The organism is Edwardsiella piscicida (assembly GCF_021733145.1).
GTDB lineage: Bacteria > Pseudomonadota > Gammaproteobacteria > Enterobacterales > Enterobacteriaceae > Edwardsiella > Edwardsiella piscicida.
In genome coordinates this window covers 2,872,886-2,893,885 of record NZ_CP090968.1, presented here as the reverse complement: position 1 = coordinate 2,893,885, position 21,000 = coordinate 2,872,886, and the positions used below count along the sequence as shown (strand labels likewise).

Annotated in this window: 21 protein-coding genes, 1 other RNA gene and 3 pseudogenes; 11 read left to right on the top strand and 14 right to left on the bottom strand. The window is 51.5% G+C overall.

All coding sequences use genetic code 11. The annotated features are described in order from the left end of the window. The first annotated feature begins 94 nt into the window (after positions 1-94). The 5 genes from uilS to L1P05_RS13190 all read left to right on the top strand — a co-directional run bounded on the left by uilS (position 95) and on the right by L1P05_RS13190 (position 4,308). Positions 95-955 (top strand): UilS family quorum-quenching N-acyl-homoserine lactonase, encoded by an 861-nt coding sequence (uilS, locus tag L1P05_RS13210; RefSeq protein ID WP_015462185.1) that lies wholly within the window; start codon positions 95-97, stop codon positions 953-955. Between the two features lie 526 nt (positions 956-1,481). Continuing rightward, the gene (locus tag L1P05_RS13205; protein ID WP_012849580.1) at positions 1,482-2,765 is read left to right on the top strand and encodes an L-cysteine desulfidase family protein; all 1,284 of its coding nucleotides are present in this window, start codon (positions 1,482-1,484) and stop codon (positions 2,763-2,765) included. A 33-nt stretch (positions 2,766-2,798) separates the two neighbouring features. Beyond that, the gene (locus L1P05_RS13200; protein WP_012849579.1) at positions 2,799-3,566 is read left to right on the top strand and encodes an AzlC family ABC transporter permease; all 768 of its coding nucleotides are present in this window, start codon (positions 2,799-2,801) and stop codon (positions 3,564-3,566) included. Further along, positions 3,559-3,885, top strand: coding sequence for an AzlD domain-containing protein (locus L1P05_RS13195; protein WP_012849578.1), 327 nt, complete (start codon positions 3,559-3,561; stop codon positions 3,883-3,885). Before L1P05_RS13200 ends, L1P05_RS13195 begins: the two co-directional genes overlap by 8 nt. Positions 3,886-3,921: 36 nt before the next feature. After that, complete coding sequence (locus L1P05_RS13190; RefSeq protein WP_012849577.1) at positions 3,922-4,308, top strand: RidA family protein; 387 nt, start codon at positions 3,922-3,924, stop codon at positions 4,306-4,308. A gap of 116 nt (positions 4,309-4,424) precedes the next feature. On the opposite strand, the gene L1P05_RS13185 is transcribed toward L1P05_RS13190, so the two are convergent. Beyond that, the gene (locus L1P05_RS13185; RefSeq protein WP_012849576.1) at positions 4,425-4,721 is read right to left on the bottom strand and encodes a YciI family protein; all 297 of its coding nucleotides are present in this window, start codon (positions 4,719-4,721) and stop codon (positions 4,425-4,427) included. A gap of 206 nt (positions 4,722-4,927) precedes the next feature. On the opposite strand from L1P05_RS13185, the gene L1P05_RS13180 reads away from it, so the two are divergent. Beyond that, a complete protein-coding gene (locus L1P05_RS13180; protein WP_012849575.1) occupies positions 4,928-5,236 on the top strand; it encodes a phage polarity suppression protein in 309 nt (102 codons plus the stop codon). A 685-nt stretch (positions 5,237-5,921) separates the two neighbouring features. On the opposite strand, the gene L1P05_RS13175 is transcribed toward L1P05_RS13180, so the two are convergent. The 7 genes and pseudogenes from L1P05_RS13175 to L1P05_RS13150 form a co-directional block, all read right to left on the bottom strand. Beyond that, positions 5,922-6,791, bottom strand: coding sequence for an SIR2 family protein (locus L1P05_RS13175; RefSeq protein WP_071818532.1), 870 nt, complete (start codon positions 6,789-6,791; stop codon positions 5,922-5,924). Further along, positions 6,788-7,603 carry a ParA family protein gene (locus tag L1P05_RS13170; RefSeq protein ID WP_012849573.1) on the bottom strand — a complete coding sequence of 272 codons (816 nt, stop codon included), beginning with the start codon at positions 7,601-7,603 and terminating at the stop codon, positions 6,788-6,790. The genes L1P05_RS13175 and L1P05_RS13170 overlap by 4 nt, the downstream gene beginning before the upstream one ends. A gap of 46 nt (positions 7,604-7,649) precedes the next feature. Beyond that, positions 7,650-7,781: a ParA family protein gene (locus L1P05_RS13165; protein ID WP_012849572.1), complete on the bottom strand. Its 132-nt coding sequence runs from the start codon at positions 7,779-7,781 to the stop codon at positions 7,650-7,652. Positions 7,782-7,861: 80 nt separating this feature from the next. Further along, positions 7,862-9,081, bottom strand: a pseudogene (locus L1P05_RS13160) (integrase domain-containing protein). Between the two features lie 509 nt (positions 9,082-9,590). Continuing rightward, positions 9,591-11,267, bottom strand: a pseudogene (locus tag L1P05_RS13155) (primase-like DNA-binding domain-containing protein); the annotation flags it as partial. Continuing rightward, positions 11,249-11,386: a hypothetical protein gene (locus tag L1P05_RS17570; RefSeq protein WP_193345403.1), complete on the bottom strand. Its 138-nt coding sequence runs from the start codon at positions 11,384-11,386 to the stop codon at positions 11,249-11,251. The pseudogene L1P05_RS13155 and the gene L1P05_RS17570, both read right to left, overlap by 19 nt. Before the next feature lie 14 nt (positions 11,387-11,400). Further along, positions 11,401-11,733: a DUF5375 domain-containing protein gene (locus L1P05_RS13150; protein ID WP_045474486.1), complete on the bottom strand. Its 333-nt coding sequence runs from the start codon at positions 11,731-11,733 to the stop codon at positions 11,401-11,403. A gap of 85 nt (positions 11,734-11,818) precedes the next feature. On the opposite strand from L1P05_RS13150, the pseudogene L1P05_RS13145 reads away from it, so the two are divergent. Both L1P05_RS13145 and L1P05_RS13140 read left to right on the top strand, forming a co-directional pair. Beyond that, positions 11,819-11,923, top strand: a pseudogene (locus L1P05_RS13145) (phage polarity suppression protein); the annotation flags it as partial. Positions 11,924-12,441: 518 nt separating this feature from the next. Next, positions 12,442-13,851 carry a hypothetical protein gene (locus L1P05_RS13140; protein WP_012849570.1) on the top strand — a complete coding sequence of 470 codons (1,410 nt, stop codon included), beginning with the start codon at positions 12,442-12,444 and terminating at the stop codon, positions 13,849-13,851. Positions 13,852-13,887: 36 nt separating this feature from the next. Here the strand turns inward: L1P05_RS13140 and L1P05_RS13135 are convergent, their stop codons facing one another. The 3 genes from L1P05_RS13135 to smpB form a co-directional block, all read right to left on the bottom strand. Then, positions 13,888-15,084 (bottom strand): integrase domain-containing protein, encoded by a 1,197-nt coding sequence (locus L1P05_RS13135; RefSeq protein WP_012849569.1) that lies wholly within the window; start codon positions 15,082-15,084, stop codon positions 13,888-13,890. Positions 15,085-15,268: 184 nt separating this feature from the next. Further along, positions 15,269-15,632: a transfer-messenger RNA gene (gene ssrA, locus L1P05_RS13130) on the bottom strand. Positions 15,633-15,680: 48 nt separating this feature from the next. Then, positions 15,681-16,163: an SsrA-binding protein SmpB gene (smpB, locus tag L1P05_RS13125; protein WP_012849568.1), complete on the bottom strand. Its 483-nt coding sequence runs from the start codon at positions 16,161-16,163 to the stop codon at positions 15,681-15,683. Positions 16,164-16,316: 153 nt separating this feature from the next. Here smpB and L1P05_RS13120 point away from each other — a divergent pair, with 153 nt between their 5' ends. Both L1P05_RS13120 and L1P05_RS13115 read left to right on the top strand, forming a co-directional pair. Further along, the gene (locus L1P05_RS13120; RefSeq protein ID WP_012849567.1) at positions 16,317-16,751 is read left to right on the top strand and encodes a type II toxin-antitoxin system RatA family toxin; all 435 of its coding nucleotides are present in this window, start codon (positions 16,317-16,319) and stop codon (positions 16,749-16,751) included. Beyond that, entirely contained in the window at positions 16,744-17,028 is a 285-nt protein-coding gene (locus tag L1P05_RS13115) for an RnfH family protein (protein WP_012849566.1), read from the top strand. The genes L1P05_RS13120 and L1P05_RS13115 overlap by 8 nt, the downstream gene beginning before the upstream one ends. 40 nt (positions 17,029-17,068) lie before the next feature. Here the strand turns inward: L1P05_RS13115 and bamE are convergent, their stop codons facing one another. The 3 genes from bamE to nadK form a co-directional block, all read right to left on the bottom strand. Continuing rightward, on the bottom strand, positions 17,069-17,419 hold the full coding sequence (gene bamE, locus L1P05_RS13110) for an outer membrane protein assembly factor BamE (protein WP_012849565.1): 351 nt from the start codon (positions 17,417-17,419) through the stop codon (positions 17,069-17,071). A gap of 167 nt (positions 17,420-17,586) precedes the next feature. After that, positions 17,587-19,248 carry a DNA repair protein RecN gene (gene recN, locus L1P05_RS13105; protein WP_012849564.1) on the bottom strand — a complete coding sequence of 554 codons (1,662 nt, stop codon included), beginning with the start codon at positions 19,246-19,248 and terminating at the stop codon, positions 17,587-17,589. Positions 19,249-19,359: 111 nt separating this feature from the next. After that, positions 19,360-20,238: an NAD(+) kinase gene (nadK, locus tag L1P05_RS13100; RefSeq protein WP_012849563.1), complete on the bottom strand. Its 879-nt coding sequence runs from the start codon at positions 20,236-20,238 to the stop codon at positions 19,360-19,362. A 181-nt stretch (positions 20,239-20,419) separates the two neighbouring features. Between nadK and grpE the strand changes: the two genes are divergently transcribed. After that, the gene (grpE, locus tag L1P05_RS13095) at positions 20,420-20,998 is read left to right on the top strand and encodes a nucleotide exchange factor GrpE (RefSeq protein ID WP_012849562.1); all 579 of its coding nucleotides are present in this window, start codon (positions 20,420-20,422) and stop codon (positions 20,996-20,998) included. The last annotated feature ends 2 nt before the right edge of the window (positions 20,999-21,000 follow it).

Here is a 21,000-nt window from a genome sequence, read left to right as displayed (position 1 = left end):
AACGGTGTCCTAGCGCTGATTTGATTTTTCTTGAATGCCTATCGTATTTTGGCTGATAGTAACGATCCTAATAAAAAATGGATCGTTCCTGATAATGCAAATATCAACTCATACCTTGCCTAACGGTATTGCGCTGACCTGGTATCACCCCGCAGAGATTAGCGCTTCTCCGGCGATTATTTTATGTCATGGATTTTGTGGTATTCAGCAGGCGCTATTACCTGCCTTTGCGGAAGCCTTCGCGCAGGCGGGATTCTCTGCGCTGACCTTTGATTATCGCGGATTTGGCGCCAGCGCGGGAGAGCGCGGTCGCCTGGTTCCCGCTATGCAGACGGCGGATATTACCAGCGTGATTGATTGGGCTGCGGCCCAGCCGGCTATCGATGCCGAGCGCATTGGCCTGTGGGGTACCTCATTTGGCGGCTGCCATGTCTTTGCCGCTGCCGCTGGCGACGCCCGGGTGAGGTGTATTGTGAGTCAGCTGGCCTTTGCCGACGGCGAGGCCATGGTCACCGGACAGATGACGGAAGAGGAGAAGAACGCCTTTATCGCCTCGCTGCTGCGGATGGAGGAGAAAAAGAACGCCAGCGGTAAAGAGATGATGGTGGCCGTTACGCGGGTGCTGAGTGACGAGGAGTCCAAGGCCTTCTTTGCCGACTATCGGCTGCGTTATCCCGCGATGGATATCAAAATCCCTTTTCTGACGGTGCTGGAAACCGTTCGCTATCAGCCGGCGCGCTTTGCGGCGCAGGTACAGTGTCCCACGCTGGTGGTGGTGGCGGAACAGGATACGGTCAATCCTCCGCAGCAGGGGATCGCTCTGTTTGCCGCCGCGGGTGCCGCGACCAAGCGGCTGTATGTCGAGGAGGGAGCGCACCACTACGATATGTATGACGGCGAGCACTTCTGCCGCTCTCTCGCCGAGCAGTTGGCGTGGTTTAACGCGCACCTGTAATCGGTCCCGCGCCTTATCACCGTGTCCGGCGGTAAGGCGTTCGCATCGCTGACATTATCGACACGCCTACCTCTGGCCATATTATTGGCAACCTCTTTCCACCTCGCCTTTTTATTATCACTGCAGACTGATTTTACTTTTTAAATAATATTCCATATTTTTATAAATATATTTGAATTATGATGTTTACAGAAATGATTAGAAATTAGTTGCTAGGGTTTCTTGCTGCAAGATAGCCTATTGATGAAATTTTTTTGCTGAGTTTTAAGTGGAATAAGAAAATTATTCTCTTTGCAAAGTGTGATGCAATGCACTAAAAATTGCCTTTTGATAATTGATATCATTATCAATCCAATGAAAATCAATTAATTAACATTGTTGTAATTTATTTTTTTCCTATTGTTAAAAATAGAGTGTTTTTTCTTTTTGTCGCCAATAAGACGAGTGATTATAGAAAGTTATTTCCTGCGGATTCCCATAGAGTATTTATCAGAGCATTTGTTTTTTAATCTTGAGGGAAATAACAATGACTACGCCAATTACCGCGACACCGTTATTCGTGCAATGGCTGAAAAAAGAGGTCGCGCCGGCGCTGGGCTGCACTGAGCCGGTCGCCATCGCCTATGCGGCGGCCTATGCCCAGCGATGCCTAGGGGAGCCGGTGGAGACCATTAGCGGCGCCATCTCTGAAAATCTGTATAAAAATGCCATGGGGGTAACCATCCCCGGCACCGCCTGCTGCGGCGTTAATCTGGCGGCGGCCATCGGCGCCCTCGGGGGGGATGCCAGCCGCGGCCTGGAAACCTTAAAAGGGATCGGCGATGCGTGCGTTGAACAGGCAAAAACGATGGTTGCCTGCGGTAGAGTGAATATCGGCGCTGCCGATACCGAGGACTTTATCCATCTGGATCTGACCCTGCGCAGTCAGCACAGCGAATGCCGTATCGTGGTGAACGGCAGCCATACTAACGTGACTGAACTGTACCTGAACGGTGAGGCCGTCGCCGTGGCGCAACCGCGTGGTCAGGAGGATACGGCGGGTGAGCTTCCGCCGTTTACGCTGCGCGAGGCTTTTGATTATGTGAATCAGGCGCCGTTTGATGAGCTGGCGTTTATCCTGCAGGCCGCCGAGATTAACGGCACCCTATCGACGGTCGGTAAGGCTCAGCCCTATGGCCTGAATATTAACCAGACCCTCTCCGCCGCCATTGATGAGGGGATGATGAGCGATTCGCTGATGACCCGGGTGCTGATCGACACGGTGGCTGCCTCTGATGCCCGCATGGGCGGCGCGCCGGTTCCAGCCATGTCTAACTTTGGCTCAGGTAATCAAGGGATTGCCGCAACGCTGCCGGTCGTTGCGGTGGCTCGTCACCTCAAGGTTAACGATGACCAGCTGGCCCGTGCGCTAGCGCTCTCCCATCTGGTGGCGATCTCGATCCATGCGCGCTATACCCGCCTGTCCGCGCTGTGCGCCGCCTCGACGGCCGCCATGGGCTCGGCCGCCGGCATGGCCTGGCTGTTTACCCACAGCTTCCAGGCGATCGGTCAGGCGATTACCAACATGATCAGCGACGTCAGCGGCATCATCTGCGACGGCGCCTCCAACAGCTGCGCGATGAAAGTCTCCACGACCACCATGAGCGCCTTTAAATCGGTGCTGATGGCGCGCCAAAACCACTGCGCCGGTGAAAATGACGGTATCGTGGCCCATGACGTGGAAGACTCGATTCAGAATCTGTGCCGTCTGGTGATCAAACCGATGCGCTTCACCGATAAAGAAATTATTAGCATCATGACTCAAAAATAATTGAAAGATTAGCGCCGCAGGATGGAGGCTAATATGAAAAGAAAACAAGCAATACTCAGCGGAATGAAGATGATTTTTCCGCTGTGCGTCGGGGACTTTCCCTTCTCATTTATCGTCGGTGCGCTGAGCGTCGGAGCGGGCATGAGCATATGGCAGAGCACCGCCTGGTCCTGCATTGTTATCGCCGGATCGGCGCAGATGCTGGCGCTGAATATGATAAAAACTGGCGCCTCGATAGGGGTTATCGTATTAACTACGCTGATCATTAACCTGCGCCATGTACTGTATAGCGCATCGATGTCGGATAAAATGCGCCACTACGCACTCTGGAAAAAATGCCTGATGGCATATGGACTGACGGACGAGGTGTATGCGGTCACGGTTAAACCGATGCAGGAAAATAAGCATGAGAAAGTCTATTTCTATATGTCCGCGATGCTGACCTTCTGGTTTATTTGGGTGGTGGCCGACTTTCTCGGCGCATTGCTGGGGGCGGCGTTTCCTAACATTGAAAAATACGGGTTGGATTTCGCGATGATCGCCGCCTTTATCGCCATCGTGATCCCGCAGGTGAAAAGCCGCGCCTGTATCATTGCCGCGGTGGTGGCCAGCGTCTCCGGCGTGCTGCTGGTGATCCTACCTTATTCCCTGGGGATCGTCGTGGCCTCGGTGCTGGGCGTTGTCGCCGGTCTGGCGGTCGATCTGGCGGATGAAAGAGAGAAGGCCCTGCGTGAAACCGAAGAGTCGCATAAGATATTTAACGAACTTAATACGATGCGCGAGGTAAGCGTCAATGACTAATGCTTTTTTTGCCATGCTTACGCTCGGCATGGCGGCGGTCACCTTTGCGATCCGCTTCTCCCTGATCGGGCTGGGCAGCCGCATCAACATGTCGCCCCGGGTAAAAAAGACGCTGCGCTTTGTGCCGGTCACCGTACTGCCGGCCATCATTGCGATCCAGATCCTCAGCGTTGACTCCCACATGGAGTTTGATCTGCGCAACCCGAAGGTGATCGCCGCGGTGATCTGTACTCTGGTCAGCCTGCGCTTTGGTCTGATCTGGGTGGTTATCAGCGGCGTGGTCTCGCTGATCCTGCTGAACCAGTTTGTCTTTGTGTAATCCCCGCCCGCGCTGAAAGCGCATTTAGGAGTCATTATGTCTAACGTTATCAACACACCGCACGCCCCGGCCGCCATTGGCCCCTATGTTCAGGGCATCGATTTGGGCAACATGGTGCTGACCTCCGGCCAGCTTCCGCTGGATCCCGTCAGCGGCACCATGCCGCAGGGCGTCGCGGAGCAGACCTGCCAGTCGCTGGAGAATGTCAAGGCTATCGTCGACGCCGCCGGGCTCAGCGTGGCCTCCATCGTGAAAACGACGGTATTTGTTAAGGATCTCAATGCGTTCACCGCCGTCAACGCCGCCTATGAAGCGTTCTTTAGCGCGCACGGAGCCCCGTTCCCGGCGCGCTCCTGCGTCGAGGTCGCTCGTTTGCCGAAGGATGCCCTGATCGAGATCGAGGCCATCGCCGTGCGGCGCTAATCTGCTGGAGATCAACTCGCGGGGTATATCTCCGTGTCGCTAAAACGCCACCTGTCGGTGGCGTTGTCTATGGACACCCAGAAGCTGTCCCGTCAGTACTGCCGATGGCGGTCGCCTTACGCCAACAGCCCTTGGATCGTATCGGCGCAGCGACTGGCCTCAAAGGGGATGATCTCGGTAGCGACCAGCCCATGCTGCTGAAACGGATCGCGCTGCAGTCTGGCCTGCAGGGCCTCCAGCGTGTCGCTGCGCGCCAGGATCACTCCGCCGCTGCGCGGAATACGGCGCCCAGAGGTCAGGAAAACCCCCTCGTCATAGCCCTGATTAAGCCACTCAATATGCGCCGCCATCTGCGCATCGATTTCAGACAGGGGTTTACTATAGGTCAACACCACAACGTAAATGACGCTCATCGGATTATCCCGTTTAACAAAGAGTGCGTATCGCTCGGCCCGCGACGGTGTGTGTGTCTACCGCCACGGCCGCGCCTATCCGGCGATGCTGCACCGTAAGCGAAAACGTTATCATGTCATGGTGCGGGGAGCGAACGTGGATTGTGTTTTCCGATACGGTATGGCTTTAGAGACGAGCGGCACGGTTATATGGGCTGCGCAGCTTCATGCAACGTCACGGTACCGAGCTGCTCAGTGCGCTGGCCCCGGAGTTAATGGGGCTGAATCATCAACCGGAGCTGTTACGTACACGGGCCGCCGATCGGGCACTGGAATACCTGCGGGAAGCGCTGGCTGTCAGTATGGCCATCAGCCCGGCCATTGAGTACGCCGAGGCCAGTCGGGATATTTTAAACAGTGTGGGACTACGGCCAGAAACAGCCGCCCGGCAGGATGCCATCAGCCGCACAACGCCTGCCGAAAACCTGAAATTTATGCACCGAAAAATCGCACTGGAACAGCAGCGCTCGGCATAAAAAAATCGCCGTAAATCCCCGCATTTTTTCTCTAAAAAGCCATGCATGCATAGCGTGCATGGTTTTGCATGCATCCTTCGATATTTTCTAACCCTCGCCGCGCCAGTCCTGGCGCGCTCTGCGCCGTCTCATGCATCTGCATTAAAAGCGCCCCATGAGGCGGGCAGGCGAGGCGGGGAAAGCATTGCGCGCTGAGATGGGTAATTAATTTATTTACTTAGTGCCTGCGCGCGTTGTTGTGGTGATGTAGTGCTTACGGAAGAGGAATAGGGACTGTAAGGTGTGACTTAGGGTCTATTATCTGTTATTGGCTACTTTTCGGACCAAGGTGCGGTATCTGTATGGGGGGCCGTTAATTTGTTGCTATAGTTAAATGTTAGTGTGCGGGGGTATAACTAAGGCAATGTTATCGTTTTAATTCATTTGAGTTATAAATGCTAAATCCAATGAGTAGGCGTAGAGGAAAGAGTGTTGCTTAATGATGTTTGTTTTTTTTGAGTTGTAGTGTGTGATTAGGTATTTGAACCTGATGGTTGGTGTTATTGTAATCTTGTGTTGTGAGAGAGGTGAGTTGGGAGATAAATAAGGAAGTGTGTTTTTTTGATGATGGATTTTCAATGAGATACTAATAAAAAAGAGGCGTCATTGCCTCTTTTTTATTAAAGTGATAAATGGAAAATATTTGTCACCATTTTAATGTTTCTTTCAGATTTTCGAATCTGAATTGTTCAACCTTCTCTACTAGTTGCTCAAGAGAATCAGTTAGTTCGACGTGGCCGTTATCTGGAGAATAATGTAAGAATTTAATTCTCATGGACTTTGAGGCGATATTTAAAATATCATTGTGAACCTCACCCTCGGGTAATGTCATGTAGTGATAAGGTATTCTTTCATGTGTAAATTGAATATCTTCAAATAGCATCCTAATATCTGGGTCATCTGTTCCGCAACCGAGGAAGAGAAAAGTATGTGTTAGAGCTAATGCCTTGAGTATTTCGTAAAACAAGACGTGTTTTGTTCTTGCTTCTGCATAATCTCGGCGTGTGAAAATTATTTTTCTTGGATCGTTAGCTGAGCCATGTGTTTTAAGAAATAATCTGGTGTCACCACCAAGTAAGTAATTTGCAATATCATCACTCTGATGATCTTTAACTATTAATGTTCCTGACGATATTCCACCTGCATAGGAGTCGTAAATTGTGTCAAAGTTGGGGCTTGCAACAATAGAAGCGTCGAGGTTATATATGTGCCCATGAATCTTAGCAGGTCTATAACCAGCCCGTTGATATTCAGCCTGAACTTTGTCTACAAAAACATCTAACGTAAGTTTGTCTTTGATAATTTCACATGCACTTAAATAGTCCTTTTGGTTTATTAGTTGAGTTATACAGTCCTTATCATCAATTTCATTTAAGCATTCTCTGAGGAACTCTTCCCATGTTGCTGGTCTTTTACCGTGTTCATTAGATGAATTTTTGGAAATACCCGCTCCAATCATAATGACGCAGCGGCGTCTAGCTAAGGCTTCAATTAGGGGTTCTGACCAAGAAATCATTTATCCAAACGCTCCAATAAATTGGCAGATATCTTGTGGAAGAATTCGGCTGCTTCAGAAACACGTGTATATTGTGACCCAACAATTCCATCCTTTGAAGATAGCTCAAAAATAGGTGCGTGTGCTTGTTGTGATAATGGAACAACACTGCTTAGTGTTGGGATTTCACCTAGGTTTAGTTCATCTATATCTGAATTAAAGAAATTACAGAGCTCTACTAGTTCTTGTTTTTGTTTAGTTATTATTCTTTCAAAAGCAGCAACAGGTTCGCGAACACCACCTTTGGATTTTGCTTTATACTGCTGCATAACATAACCTGCAAAATCTAAATTCCATTGAACTGGGGTGTTGCAAATTGAAAATGACTCCCCTTCTACCTCAACATATTTTACTAGCGCGTCAGCTAAGGCAGATTTCCAAGTGTTGAAAGATTTTATAATATTTTCTACAGCCATCATGCTGAAAATGTCAACGGATAGAGGCATTAGAAACATGTCAACACCAAGAATGACTGAACGGTTTAGGGCTCCAAGAGAAGGTCCCATATCAATCATAATAATATCATAATGGCTTAATCTTGATATAAGCTCTTTGAAAACATAGGTAGTTTGAAACCCTCTATGTTCTCCGTTTCTAGTCGCAGCCCAATCAGTAGCCAAAAGATCTTCTCTAATTGATAGTTTAGGGCTGCCAACAATTAAATCTACCTTAAATCGTTGGCTTGTTACAATCTCAGGCATTTTCTGTGGATAGCCTTGACCTTTTCTGACAGGATCAAAAAATGAATCAATACTATAAAAGTCATTGTCCAAGAAAATCCTTTCGAGATCATCTTCATTTAAAATGTAGGCTGAGGCATTACATTGAGGATGCCGCATCAATAACTAAAACTTTTTTATCAAACTCAATAGCTAATGATGCTGCAACATTACACAATAGCGTAGTTTTTCCAACCCCGCCTTTATTATTAAAAAAACCAAAGCTTTTCACAATAATTTCACCATTAAAATAAATATTATTTATGCTAATAATAGCAAGGTGTTAATGATTTTGATGCTCAAGAACATAAGTTATTGTAGGGGAGTGTTGGTATTTACACATGCAGAAAAGATAACCAGCCCCCACCAATTCATTAACTCTCTCCTCTTCTCAAGATAGGTTGAACGATTATATGCTCTACGAACTTCGTTCTTATCTGAATGTGCTAATGCGGCTTCAATCACATCAGAGTTGAATCCAGCTTCGTTCATCGCTGTACTTGCAATGGATCGTAGACCATGTGCCACCAATCTACCACCATAACCTATTCTTTTTAAAGCAGCATTTGCAGTCTGACTATTCATAGGTTGTCTTGGATCATTCTCTGCTAGAGAATACATATTCCCGGTGAGCACTGATAGGTTTCATCACTTCCAGAATATCTAAAGCCTGAGGAGATAGTGGGACTATGTGCTCACGCTTAGCCTTCATCCGTTCGGCTGGAATTGTCCAGAGCTTAGCGTCGAGGTCGATCTCTTCCCATCGAGTACCGGAGGCCTCAGAAGGGCGCACAAGGGTCAGGAGTTGCCATTCAATGAGGCAGCGAGTCTGAACAGACAAATTTGACATGACCAGAGAACGCATCAGTTTCGGCAATTCTTCTGGCCGCAGCGTCGGCATGCTTTGCTTTTTGGGTTTTTCAAAAGCCATTCTTACGCCGGATGATGGGTTAGCATCAATTAACCCAGTGTTGACAGCATAGATCATTATTTCATTGATACGCTGCACTGAAGCGCCTAACAGTTTCCAGAGCTCCACGTGCTTTGATTGGCTCAAGTGCTTCAATAATCGATCTGGCTTTTATCTCCTGAACAGGTATCGCCCCAATGGCAGGGAACACATCTTTATCTAAAGAACGCCAGATATCCTTCGCATAATCCCCTGTAACGCTTTTACTTTTAATCTGAAACCAGTTAGCGGCTACTGTTGAGAAAATGCTATCTAACTCAATCTGGCGTTGTTCTGACGCTTGCTCCTGCTGTTGTTGAGGATCTATGCCTTGTGCGAGGGTTGTTAAATGCTGGTCGCGTATCTGGCGAGCTGCTGCGAGCGTAAGGGCTGGGTATGAGCCGAGGCTTAAGTTTGTTCGGCTTCCACTTATTGGACGTTGGTAACGGAAACGCCACAGTTTTTTACCAGAGGTTTTGACGAGTAAGAACAATCCATCGCCATCATGCAGGGTAAAGTCTTTCTCGCGGGGTTTAGCTTTGAGTATCTCGTTGTTAGTGAGGGGGCGAGTGATGCGCGCCATGTCTGGATCCCATCCATAATTGGTACACGTTTAATGGACCACAGTATAGCGTGTACCTAAACGTGTACCAATTTTCTCTGGATTGAGCCGGATGTACTCGGACAACGACAGACGCAAAAAAGCCCGCAGGGCTTGTGCCATGCGGGCTTTCTAGACTTTCCCGGACGTCTCCGGAAGCGTATGTGGTGGCCTGGCGGAGTCTGAATAATTCGCGCAACTGTTTGTTATTAAATTATTTTAACTAATTCAACTTTCGTTGGTATACCTAAGCGTATACTAATGGCGATTTGTTGCAGTACTTCCTGTGGTTAAACGAACCTGTTTTTGAATAGATCACATTAAGAAAAAAACTTTTTTTTAGAAAAACTGTTCACACTGTTCATAAAGCATTTTTATTTATAATATTCAAACTGTTATGATGTGAATGGTTGGTGAACAGTGAACACTTTACTGTTCACTGTTGCCGTTTTGCAGGTAAAAAAAGACCGGCTATTGCCGGTCAGGGTAGGTTATTTCGCTATAGGGCCATCACATTTCGGCAGCCAGTCGGCGTTGCTTTCCTCTCTTAGCGTGAGATTGGTTTGTATGCCCTGATTTTTTCGGCGCTTTTCATAATTTAGCCCGTACTCTTTCAGCATGGCTGGCAACCCCTTACCGAACATAGTCAGGCTCAGGGTATTCCTGTAGCCGTGGGCTTCCATGTATGCTAGATAGGCATGATACAAATACAGGCGCGGCTGACGCGGAATGATGTTGGCATTGCCAATATACATACCCTCCGGCTCCGGCAGTGCTTCAAGGTAACCACAAAAATCAAATGTCGGGTCAGCATCGCGCTTGATGCTAAGCGCTTCATCGGAGTTCTGCTGCGACTGGAGCAGTGCGCGCGCGGCCATCGGGTCGCTGAACTTCTGCATTAGCTGGCGCACAATCACGGCCAGCTCACGGGCGATTTTGTTCTTAAGCTGCGGGTCGCGCTCCTCCGGGGCAATCTGCTCCGGGAAATGCAGGATCACCCGGCGACGGGAGACACCGCCGCTGCGGTCGGTAAATCGCATCGGGTTATTGTTTACGGCCAGAATCACCGCCGGAATATGGGTGGAGTACGCATCCTTGTATTTCGGGTCAACGGAGACCGCATCCCCGCCAGTGATGGCCTTGAGTCCCGCACCGTCACCGCTCCACTTTTCCTGGTCAGGCAGGCGGATCAGCGAGAAGCCAATCAGCGCAGCACGTTCACGCGGCGACTCCAGCGTTTCGATGGTGGCCGATGTGGCGTTATCTTCCCCGGCAAGCATGGTCGCAATTTCGGCCAGAATACTTTTTCCGCTCCCGCCCGGCCCGGTCACCTCAAGAAAGAGCTGCCAGTCGTAGCGGTTCGCCAGCACCATAAACAGCGCAGCCAGAATCACGTCGCGTTTTTCCGGTCTGCCACCGGCGGCGCGGTCAAGCCAGCGCCAGAAATCAGGGGCGTGGGTTTCCAGCGTTTCACCCGCCACGGGTGAGGTGAAATCCACGTCGCACAGAGTGCGCAGCCAGTGTGATTTATGGTGCGGGCTGAAAGTGCCGGTGGCGGTATCGAGTACGCCGTTGCGAAAGCCAATCAGACGACGCGCCGGTATATCCTGCTGCGGAATAATCAGTTTCAGGGTTTCCACCACAGAGGCAATTTTCCCCGACGAGAACGGTGCACGCAGACGCTGGAATAACCCGGCCACGTCGCGGGCAAAATCCGACGGCGGAATGATTTTCCATATCCCGGCCTCATAGCGTGACAGGAGCTGGCCGTTCGCATCCACGGCCAGCGCTTCGCCGTAATGCTCATGCACCCGCATCGCTTTTTCACTGGTGCTCATGGCGGTAAATTCCGCCTCGCTCATGGTAGCGAAAGGACTGTCAGCCGGTGGCCGGATGGTGTCATAAATCGCTTTCCGCGTCGCCTCCTCACCTTTCTGCATAAACGCATCATTCCAGTCGCCGAACACCGGCGGCAGGACAACCATGCCCTCATAGGCTTCTGCAGCCGCGGCGGCTTTGCTCTGGCCGTCTCCGTTTAAATCCCGGTCGGCTGCCAGCACAATCTGACAGGCCGGGTATTTATGACGGGCAAGGCTAGCCAGAGAAAGGAGGTTCACGGAGGACAGCGCCACCATGACGGTTTCCCCGGTCAGGTGATGCACGGTGAGCCGCCGCACACCGGACAGGCCTGATGGCGGTCTTTAATGACCTTCACACCCAGCGACGGGAGAATGCGCGGCCAGTGACCGCATGCCTGTTTTACCGTTTCTGTTACGTTCATTTTCATCGTTGTTTTCTCCCTCAGTGCAGTACCGGTGCGGTGATATGACGTGCGCAAAGCTCATTCATCACGGCCAGCCCGAGGAAGGACAGCGACGGGGCAGCTTTCAGTGGTCCGGCTTCCATTAAATCTTCCAGCAGTGCACAGGCAATCTGACGGCCTTTTTCCTCTCCGTGCTGGCGCAGGTAGAACCCCTCCAGCTCGGCAGCAATGGCGCTTTCCAGCACGTCGAGGGTGAGATGCGGATAGCGGTGCTGACGCTGGCAAAGTACTAGCCATGCACAGGCCACGGCGCGGCGGTAAAGCGCGGTTTGTAATGACAGCGGCCAGAGTTGGGTAGCGTGACAATGCATCATTCTGTCTCCTGATGATGTGCGTATCCCTATGCAGATACACACATAATTTTTCAGATAGTATTTTTAATTACAGATAATGGCGGTAACTGTCATCGGATACAGGCCTGACGCGCCTTCGCGGGATGATTATCGGCCTGCACAGAGCATGATTTACACCCGTCGACGCACCGAACTGGCTGCGCAGTAGCCTGTCAAAAAATCCCTGTAAATCCCGCCATTTTTCCCGAATTAAGCCATGCATCCAAAGGGTGCATGGTTTTGCATGTGTTTTCTCGCCCATGTACTCCCGACCAGCGCCAGTCCCGGCGCGCCCTGAGTCCACCTTTGCACCTGCATTAAAAGCGGTCCCTTAAGCGGGCAGGCGTGGCGGGGAGAGCATTGCGCGCAGTATTTAAATTCGCTGACTTAGTGCATCCCCCCCAATGGTCTCGATTGAGTGCGATATTGGTTTGGAGAGATAAGTACAATGTAGTGCGTATTTGAAGAGCTCAGGAACAGTGAGTAGTGAACGTATTATTGATTATGAAAATAGTCGTTACAGTGTTCAAAAAGCCTTTCTTCAATATATATAATTGAAACTAAAGAGTAATTTGTTATTTTTGTGATTTTTAAACAACTTTAATCTGTCTAACTTGTGATCTTTTTCTTAATGTAATATAAATGAGTATGTTCCCATTGCTAGATGCTTAAAGTAAGGAGTGCTGTATGAAGTTTTCTGAAGCTTTTAATATGGAATTTCAGCAATCAAATTTAGATTTTATTGATATCCCTTTGGATACTGATTTACAATTTTTTATAGATCCCACCTCTATTCGAGCGTTAAAAACAAATTGGGGAGATGGTCTTGAGAAATTAATTCGGGATTATTTCGCAGATGTTATGGCTAGTATAAAAAATGGAGACCTTAAAAGAGCTGGAGTATTATTATCTTCATTGAAGGAATCCAATTCATTTCATCTTGGGTATTCTTCTAAAAAATCCTCTGGCAAAGCCTTAGGAGTTAAAACGGCAGAGCTAATTTTAGAGTCATTGAAAAATAGTAAAGCAGCTCAAACAGGATTACTGCATGATCTTGAGGATACAGCATTAACTATTGACGGGATTGCATCTGACAGGATTTCTGATTCTGTATGTAATATACTTAAGCTTCCGTTTATAGAATATACACAAAAGATTTGTGAATTTTATAATGTGGATATGTCAGATGTTTCTGGTATTCGTTTGTGGGATCCGAATAGTGGGCGATGGGGGAAAAGAACATTCAAGCTTCCTGTTTACAACGGTGAAGAAATTATACTTATTCCAAAGGTACTGGCTAGAGAAAAGATAGCTTATTCACACTCCAAATTTTATCGGAAATATATAATTCCAGAGATTAGAGCAGAACATCTTAAAGCAGGGTCTGCGCTTGTAACTCTTTTAAGAGGGAAGCAAACAGTAACAGCTACAAAGATTATCGAAGAATTTGGACAGTCTAAGGAGTTTATTGAGGAACAGATAGTAAAATATCCTGATGCAATAAAGCAATACAAAGAAGAACTATTGCTTTCACCGCCACCGCCTCTTCCTCATAAAAGCTTTGATGATTCAACAGGGGCTGTAACTGGCTCACTATCATCAGATGTTGAGAATCTCAAGCTTGCAATAAAAGAAAATGATGAGCGATTGTATATTGAAAGCCTTAAAAAAATATTTCTGACTATATTTTATCCTTCTCTTTTTTATCCATGCTTGATAAAGAGAAATATGCATGGTTATAGCTTTACAATGTTAAATGAATCTCGTGCGGGATTCTTTTTTGATTTTTCGGTTTTTGAAATTCCGGCTGATATAATTTTAGTTAATATTTTGATGTCAAGCTCTCATATTAGTGAGGGTTATCTGGAAAACCTAGTTCAAGAAATGGATGTTATTAAAACATCAGTTTGTTTGTTGTCCTGCTGTGAAGCAACAAACGAACTGCAAAAAGACAAGATAAAGGCGTTGGCAAAAAGCAAAGGTAAGTATATTTTTATTATAAATAGTGCGGTTATTAATGGTATTTTAGACGAGTATTATAAAATTGGTGAGCAGCATTTCAGTATGTTGCGTGATAAATTCAAAGAATTTAATTAAGTATATGGAAGGTGGTGATTTATCATCACCTTATTTTTACCTGCATGATACTCTAATTAATGCACCCCACCAACTCATTAATTCAATTCTTTTTTGAAGATATGTTGAACGGTTGTATGCTCGCCGAACTTCATTTTTATCAATATGTGCCAATGCGGCCTCAATGACATCTGAATTAAATCCAGCTTCATTCATAGATGTACTGGCAATGGAGCGTAATCCGTGAGCTACCAACTTTCCCCCATACCCAATCCGTTTTAATGCTGCATTGGCAGTCTGGCTATTCATTGGTTGTTTAGGGTCATTTCTGCTTGGGAAGACATGCTCACGATGCGCACTAATAGGTTTCATTACCTCTAGAATGTCTAATGCCTGAGTGGATAAAGGAACAATGTGCTCTCGCTTGGCCTTCATCCGTTCGGCTGGAATTGTCCAGAGCTTGGCATCGAGATCGATCTCTGACCACCGAGCGCCGGAGGCCTCAGAAGGACGCACTAGTGTCAGGAGTTGCCATTCGATTAGACAGCGAGTCGGAACAGACAGATTTGACATGACTAAAGAACGCATCAGCTTCGGCAATTCTTCTGGCCGTAGTGTCGGCATGTTTTGTTTTTTAGGCTTCTCAAAGGCCATTCCAACACCTGATGCGGGATTGGTATCAATCAGACCAGTGTTTACGGCATATATCATTATCTCGTTAATGCGCTGCACCAGTCGACGTACAGTCTCTAGCGCCCCGCGTGCCTTGATTGGTTCAAGGGCTTCAACCAGTATTCGGGCTTTGATTTGCTGAACAGGGAGCTCACCGATGGCAGGGAATACATCTTTCTCCAGTGAGCGCCAAATGTCTTTTGCGTATTCGGGGGTAACGCTTTTGCTTTTGAGCTGGAACCAGTTAGCGGCGACCGTTGAAAAAATACTGTCCAGAGCGATTTGCTGCTGTTCCTCTGCAACTTCGGCCTGAATTTGTGGGTCAATTTCGTTGGCTAACAAAGCAAGGTAATCCGCTCTTAACCCTCGGGCGTCAGCAAGTGAAAGGGCGGGGAAAGCACCTAGCCCCATCATTGTCCGCTGTTTTGTCGCCGGACGTTGATAACGGAAGCGCCAGAGCTTTTTCCCGCTGGTTTTCACTATCAGGAAAAGGCCATCGCCATCATGCAGCGTTAGATCCTTCTCTAACGCTTTAGCACGCAGAACTTCGGTGTTGGTAAGGGGGCGTGTTGTCCGTGCCACTGTGGCCGCTCCTTCATGAATTGGTATACGCGTTTAGGTATACATCCTACCGTATACCTAAACGTATACCAATAATCACCGGATTTAGCCGGATGTTCTCGGACAATGACAGACACAAAAAAGCCCGCAGGGCTTGTGCCATGCGGGCTTTCTGTACTTCACCGGACGTATCCGGATCATGATTTGGTGGACCTGGCGGGAGTTGAACCCGCGTCCGAAATTACTACGCTGTCGGTACTACATGCTTAGTCTGGTCTTTACATTCGCTTGCCAGCTGCGGACAGACACGCCACTAACAAACTAGCCTGATTGGATTTAACGCTTCACCCCCAGGCAGGAGCTCCACGCGATCTCTTTTGGGTTTGACCTCTCTTGATCCCCGTCCTAAGAGCGGAGGCTAGGGAGAGAGGGCTCTGCGCAGGTTATTAAGCTGCGAGTGCGTAGTTTTCGTCGTTTGCGACTATTTTTTTGCGGCTTTTTACGAGGCAAACCGCCCCTCGGCATGCACCTTGAGTTTCGCAAATCCCGTCGAATCCAGAATCAGGCCCAAGTGTGTAATCGGCAGTATACCAGAGTTTACCGCCGCTGCGCTAGCGTTAGCGGCCGGCGTTTTTCATAATTCGCGCTTTATCCTGCTGCCATTCACGCGCCTTGATATCATCGCGTTTATCGTGTTCTTTCTTGCCCTTAGCCACGCCGATCTTCAGCTTAGCCCAGGCGTTCTTCCAGTACAGCGACAGCGGGACGATGGTGTAACCGTCGCGGTTGGCGCTGCCGAACAGGGTCGCCAGCTCGCGCTCCTTGAGCAGCAGCTTACGGGTGCGCGTCGGATCGCACACCACGTGGCTAGAGGCCACGCTCAGCGGAGTAAAGGTGGCGCCAAACAGAAACGCCTCGCCGTTTTGCAGCAGAATATAGCTTTCGCTGATGTTGGCCTTGCCGGCCCGCAGGGACTTTACTTCCCAGCCTTGCAGCGACAGCCCGGCCTCGAACTCATCCTCGATGAAGTATTCGTGGCGCGCGCGCTTGTTCATGGCAATGGTTGCCGAACCCGGTTTATGTGCTTTTTTCTTTGTCATAGTAGCGTCATTATACTGTTACGACCGGCGCATGAATACCTTTTGCCGGGGCTGGCCGCGGATTTATGGTCGGCATTCAGTGTGCGTAAGCCAATTCTCTCTGTCTAGCAATAAATGGTATTATGCCTCGGTTTATGTTGTCCGGGAATTGATATGCCGCAGATTAGCCGTTCCGCGCTGGTGCCGTTTAGCGCGCAGCAGATGTACCAGTTGGTCAATGACGTTGACGCCTATCCGGCCTTTTTGCCGGGCTGTGTCGGCAGTCGGGTGCTGGAGAGTTCACCGCAGAGCATGACCGCCTCGGTCGATGTCTGTAAGGCGGGGATCAGTAAAACCTTTACCACCCGCAATACGCTGTCGGACAACCGTAATATTAAGATGCAGCTGATCGAGGGGCCGTTTCGCCGCCTGATGGGGGATTGGCGCTTTACTCCCTTGGGTGAAGACGCCTGTAAGGTAGAGCTGCATTTGGATTTTGAGTTTACCAATAAGCTGGTTGAGCTGGCCTTTGGCAAGGTGTTTAAGGAGTTGGCCGGCAGCATGGTGCAGGCATTTACCCTGCGGGCCAAAGAGGTTTACCGTGTCTGAGATGAGCATTGAGGTCGTGTACGCACTGCCGGAAAAACAGTATCTGCGTCGTTTGACCCTGCCGCAGGGCAGCAGCGTGGGGCAGGCTATCGAGCGCTCCGGGCTGCTGGCGCAGCGCAGCGAGATCGATCTGGGTAAGAATAAGGTGGGCATTTTCAGTCGCCCGGTGCGCCTGGACGATCCGCTGCACGACGGTGATCGGGTGGAGATCTATCGCCCGCTGATCGCCGATCCGCGTGAGCTGCGGCGCCAGCGCGCCGAGCGAGCCAAAAAATAAGGCGCCGTGGGCGCCTTATTTTTTAACTGCCGGAGAACGCCTATGCGTCGCTGTCGTTCGGCAGCTTTTTGGTATTTTCAACGTTGGTCAGCACGCCGCTAGCGTTAAAGGTCAGGGTCAGGGTCTGCTGGGTAATGCCCTCGTGGCTCGGCTCCTGGCGGAATACGTAGTACCACGTGCTGCTGCCGAAGGGATCCTGCAGCAGCGGGGTGCCCAGGGTATAGGCGACCTGCTGCTGCGTCATGCCACGGTGGATTTTGGCGACGTCGGCCGCCGTCAGATAGTTGCCCTGGTTGATGTCAGGGCGGTAAACCACTTTTTCCACGGTGGCGCAGCCTGCGGTCAGCATAACCAGGACCACGGCGGCGGCAGTCAGCATTTTACAACGCATAGTTAATTCATTCCTTTTGGACACAAAGCCAGGATAGCTGCGGCGCGACTCTGCATCTTGGTGCAGGATCTACTGGGCGTCGAGATTACCACGTTGACGGGAGTATAGGCAACGGCGCGGGGAATTGGTTCCCCGATTATGCGCTTTTCCCACGCCGTCGGCGGATCTCAGGCGGCCAGCAGTTCGCGGGCGTTGGCCAGGGTGTTGCGGGTGACCTCGCTGCCGCCCAGCAGACGCGCCAGCTCCTGTAGCCGCGCCTTTTTATTCAGCGCCCGCATGCGGGTTTCGGTCTCTTCGCCATCGGTCTCTTTGCTGACGTAGTAGTGCTGGTGTCCACAGCCGGCCACCTGCGGCAGATGGGTCACGCACATTACCTGGGTCGATTCACCCAGCTGGCGCAGCAGGCGTCCGACGATGGCGGCGGTCGGTCCGCTGATGCCGACGTCCACTTCATCAAAGATCAGCGCCGGGGTATCCATCTTCTGGGCAGTGATCACCTGGATGGCCAGCGCGATGCGCGACAGTTCGCCGCCGGAGGCTACTTTACCCAGCGGCTGCAGCGGCTGGCCGGGGTTGGTGGTGACGCGGAATTCGATACGATCGGCGCCGTCGGCGGTCAGCGCATCGGGGGTAAAGGTCACATCGATGGCAAAGCGGCCGTGGGGCATGGCCAGCTCCTGCATGCGGGCGCTGATCTGGCCGCACAGCTCTGCCGCACAGGCGCTGCGCTGCTGGTGCAGGCGCTGTGCCAGGCTGAGCGCCTGCTGATGGTGTTGGCGCACGGTGTCCGCCAGCTGGGCTTCATCATCCTGCTGGCGATCCAGCGCGTGCAGCTCTTCCAGCAGCTGCTGGTAGAGCTGCGGCAGCTGCTCCGGCGCCACCTGGTGCTTGCGCGCCAGCGCGATCTGGCGCGACAGGCGCTGCTCCAGCTGCTGCAGGCGAGCGGGATCCATTTCAATGCTATCGCCGTAGTGGCGCAGCTCGTTGCCGGCTTCGTCGATTTGGATCGCCGCCTCCTCCAGCATCTCCAGCAGCGGGGCAAAGCGCGCGTCGTAGCTGATAAGCTCGCTCAGGCTGTGGCGCGCGCTGTGTACCAGACTCAGGGCGTTGCCGTCGTCGCCGTCGCAGAGCGCCGCCAGGATCTGCTGGCTCAGACTGAGCAGCTGGCCGCTGTTGGCCTGGCGCTTGTACTCCTCGTCGATCTGTTCGTACTCGCCGGGCTGCGGCGCAAACTCATTCAGCTCTTTGAGCTGGTACTGCAGCAGCTCGCGGCGCGCCTCGCGATCGCTGATCTGGCGGCGGTGGTCGGCCAGCAGGCGCACGCTGTGGTGCCATTGACGGTAGGCGGCCTGCATTTCGCTCCGCAGGGCGTGCTGCTGCCCGTAGGCGTCCAGCAGGTGGCGCTGGTGCTCCGGCTTCAGCAGCAGCTGGTGCGCGTGTTGACCGTGGATTTGGATCAGCAGCTGCCCCAGATCGCGCAGCTGAGACAGGGGAACCGCGGTGCCGTTGATAAAGCCGCGCGAGCGCCCGTCGGCGCTGATCACCCGGCGCAGCAGGCATTCGTTGCTGTCGTCCAGCTGGTTGGACTCGAGCCAGGCGCGGGCAGATGGGGTATCGGCCAGCGAGAAGCGGGCGCAGATATCGGCGCGCGGCATATTCATGCGCACCATGGCGGCCTCGCTGCGCCCCCCCAGACACAGGGTCAGGGCGTCGATGGCGATGGATTTACCGGCGCCGGTTTCGCCGGTAATGGCGGTCATTCCGCGTTGGAAGTCGACTTCCAGTTCACGGACGATGGCAAAGTTGGAGACGGTCAGCTGCGTCAGCATGGGTATTCCCCTGTACGGAATCACACTACTGTGTTTAATGCCAGTATAAACTGGTTTTTTATACAGTAAAGTGCCCGGCGCAAATATTTGCGCGCCGCGTCGTATGCGCGACTAAAACAGTTTCTTTGACCAGCCCAGCTTGCTGCTGAGTGTATTGAAGTAGCTGTAATCTTTAGGGTGGATCAGACTCAGATAAAACGGGCTGCGCTGCACGATGACCTCTTCGCCCTGCTGAATAGGCAGCGCAATTTGGCTGTCGCAGCTGATCTCCAGCTCATTGCTGAAGTGGGAGAAGCGCAGGTGAATTTTGCTATTGCTGTCGATCACCAGCGGGCGCGCCGAGAGGGTGTGGGGGAACATCGGCACCAGGGCGATGGCGTCCAGGGTCGGTGCCAGGATAGGGCCGCCGGCGGAGAGCGAATAGGCGGTAGAGCCGGTTGGCGTGGAGATGATCAGTCCGTCGGAGCGTTGGGAAAAGGCGAAGGTGTCGTTGATGTACACCTCAAACTCGATCATGTGCGCCACTTTGCCCGGGTGCAGCACTACTTCGTTGATGGCGGTACTGCGTCGGTGCATCTGCCCGTCGCGGCAGACCTTGACCTCCAGCAGAAAGCGGCGTTCGCGGCTATATTCCCCCTCTAGCACGCAGGAGAGCTGCTGCTTGGCGTTATCCGGGTCGAGATCGGTCAAAAAGCCCAGGTTGCCCCGGTTGACGCCGATGACGTCGATGTCATAGCGCGCCAAAATGCGCGCCGCCCCCAGCATATTGCCGTCGCCGCCGACCACCACCGCCAGATCGGCCTTTTGGCCGATGTCGGCCAGGGTGCCGGTCTGCGCATGCTGTAGCTTTAAATCGTGGGCGATCTGCCGCTCCACGATCACCGGATAGCCTTTCCCCGTCAGCCAGTGAAACAGCATTTCGTGGGTCGCCAGCGCGGCGGGGTGGCGCGGGTGACCGACCAACCCAATGGATTCAAAGCGTTTGTTCATGTTCCGGTTTTCCTTGGCGGCGCGCCGTTGCCCGGGCCGCGTCGGCGCCCCCGCAGGCGGATCTCAGCCTGATGCGGGCGACAGAATGACACCCATTATGCCCGGCTCTCTTGAATCGCCGGCTTTCATCCCCATAATAAGCCAAGTAGCGAGATAAATGCCAAAAACCGCGGAGAATTCCATGAGCAGTGAACAACAAAACATGACGCAAGAGCCGGCTAACGTAGAACAGGTTGAAAACGAAGCGCTTCAGGCTGAGACTCAGGGCGCCGGTGCGGAGCCGGACGCGCGTGATGTCCGCATTGCAGAGCTGGAGGCCCAGCTGAAGGCCACGGGGGACCAGGAGCGTGAAATTATGCTGCGCGCCCGTGCCGAGGTGGACAACATCCGTCGTCGCGCAGAGCAGGATGTCGAAAAGGCGCATAAGTTCGCGTTGGAGAAGTTTTCCGGGGAGCTGCTGCCGGTGATCGACAACCTGGAGCGCGCGCTGGAGCTTGCTGACAAGTCCAATACTGAGCTGGTGTCGATGATCGAAGGGGTGGAGCTGACCCTGAAATCCCTGCTGGACGTCGTGCGTAAGTTCGGCGTGGAGCAGGTGGCGGAGGTTAACGTACCGTTCAACCCCGAAGTCCACCAGGCGATGACCATGATGGCGTCACCGGACCATGCGCCGAACCAAGTGATGATGGTGATGCAGAAGGGCTATACCTTGAACGGTCGCCTGATCCGCCCGGCGATGGTCGCCGTCTCTAAAGGCTAATT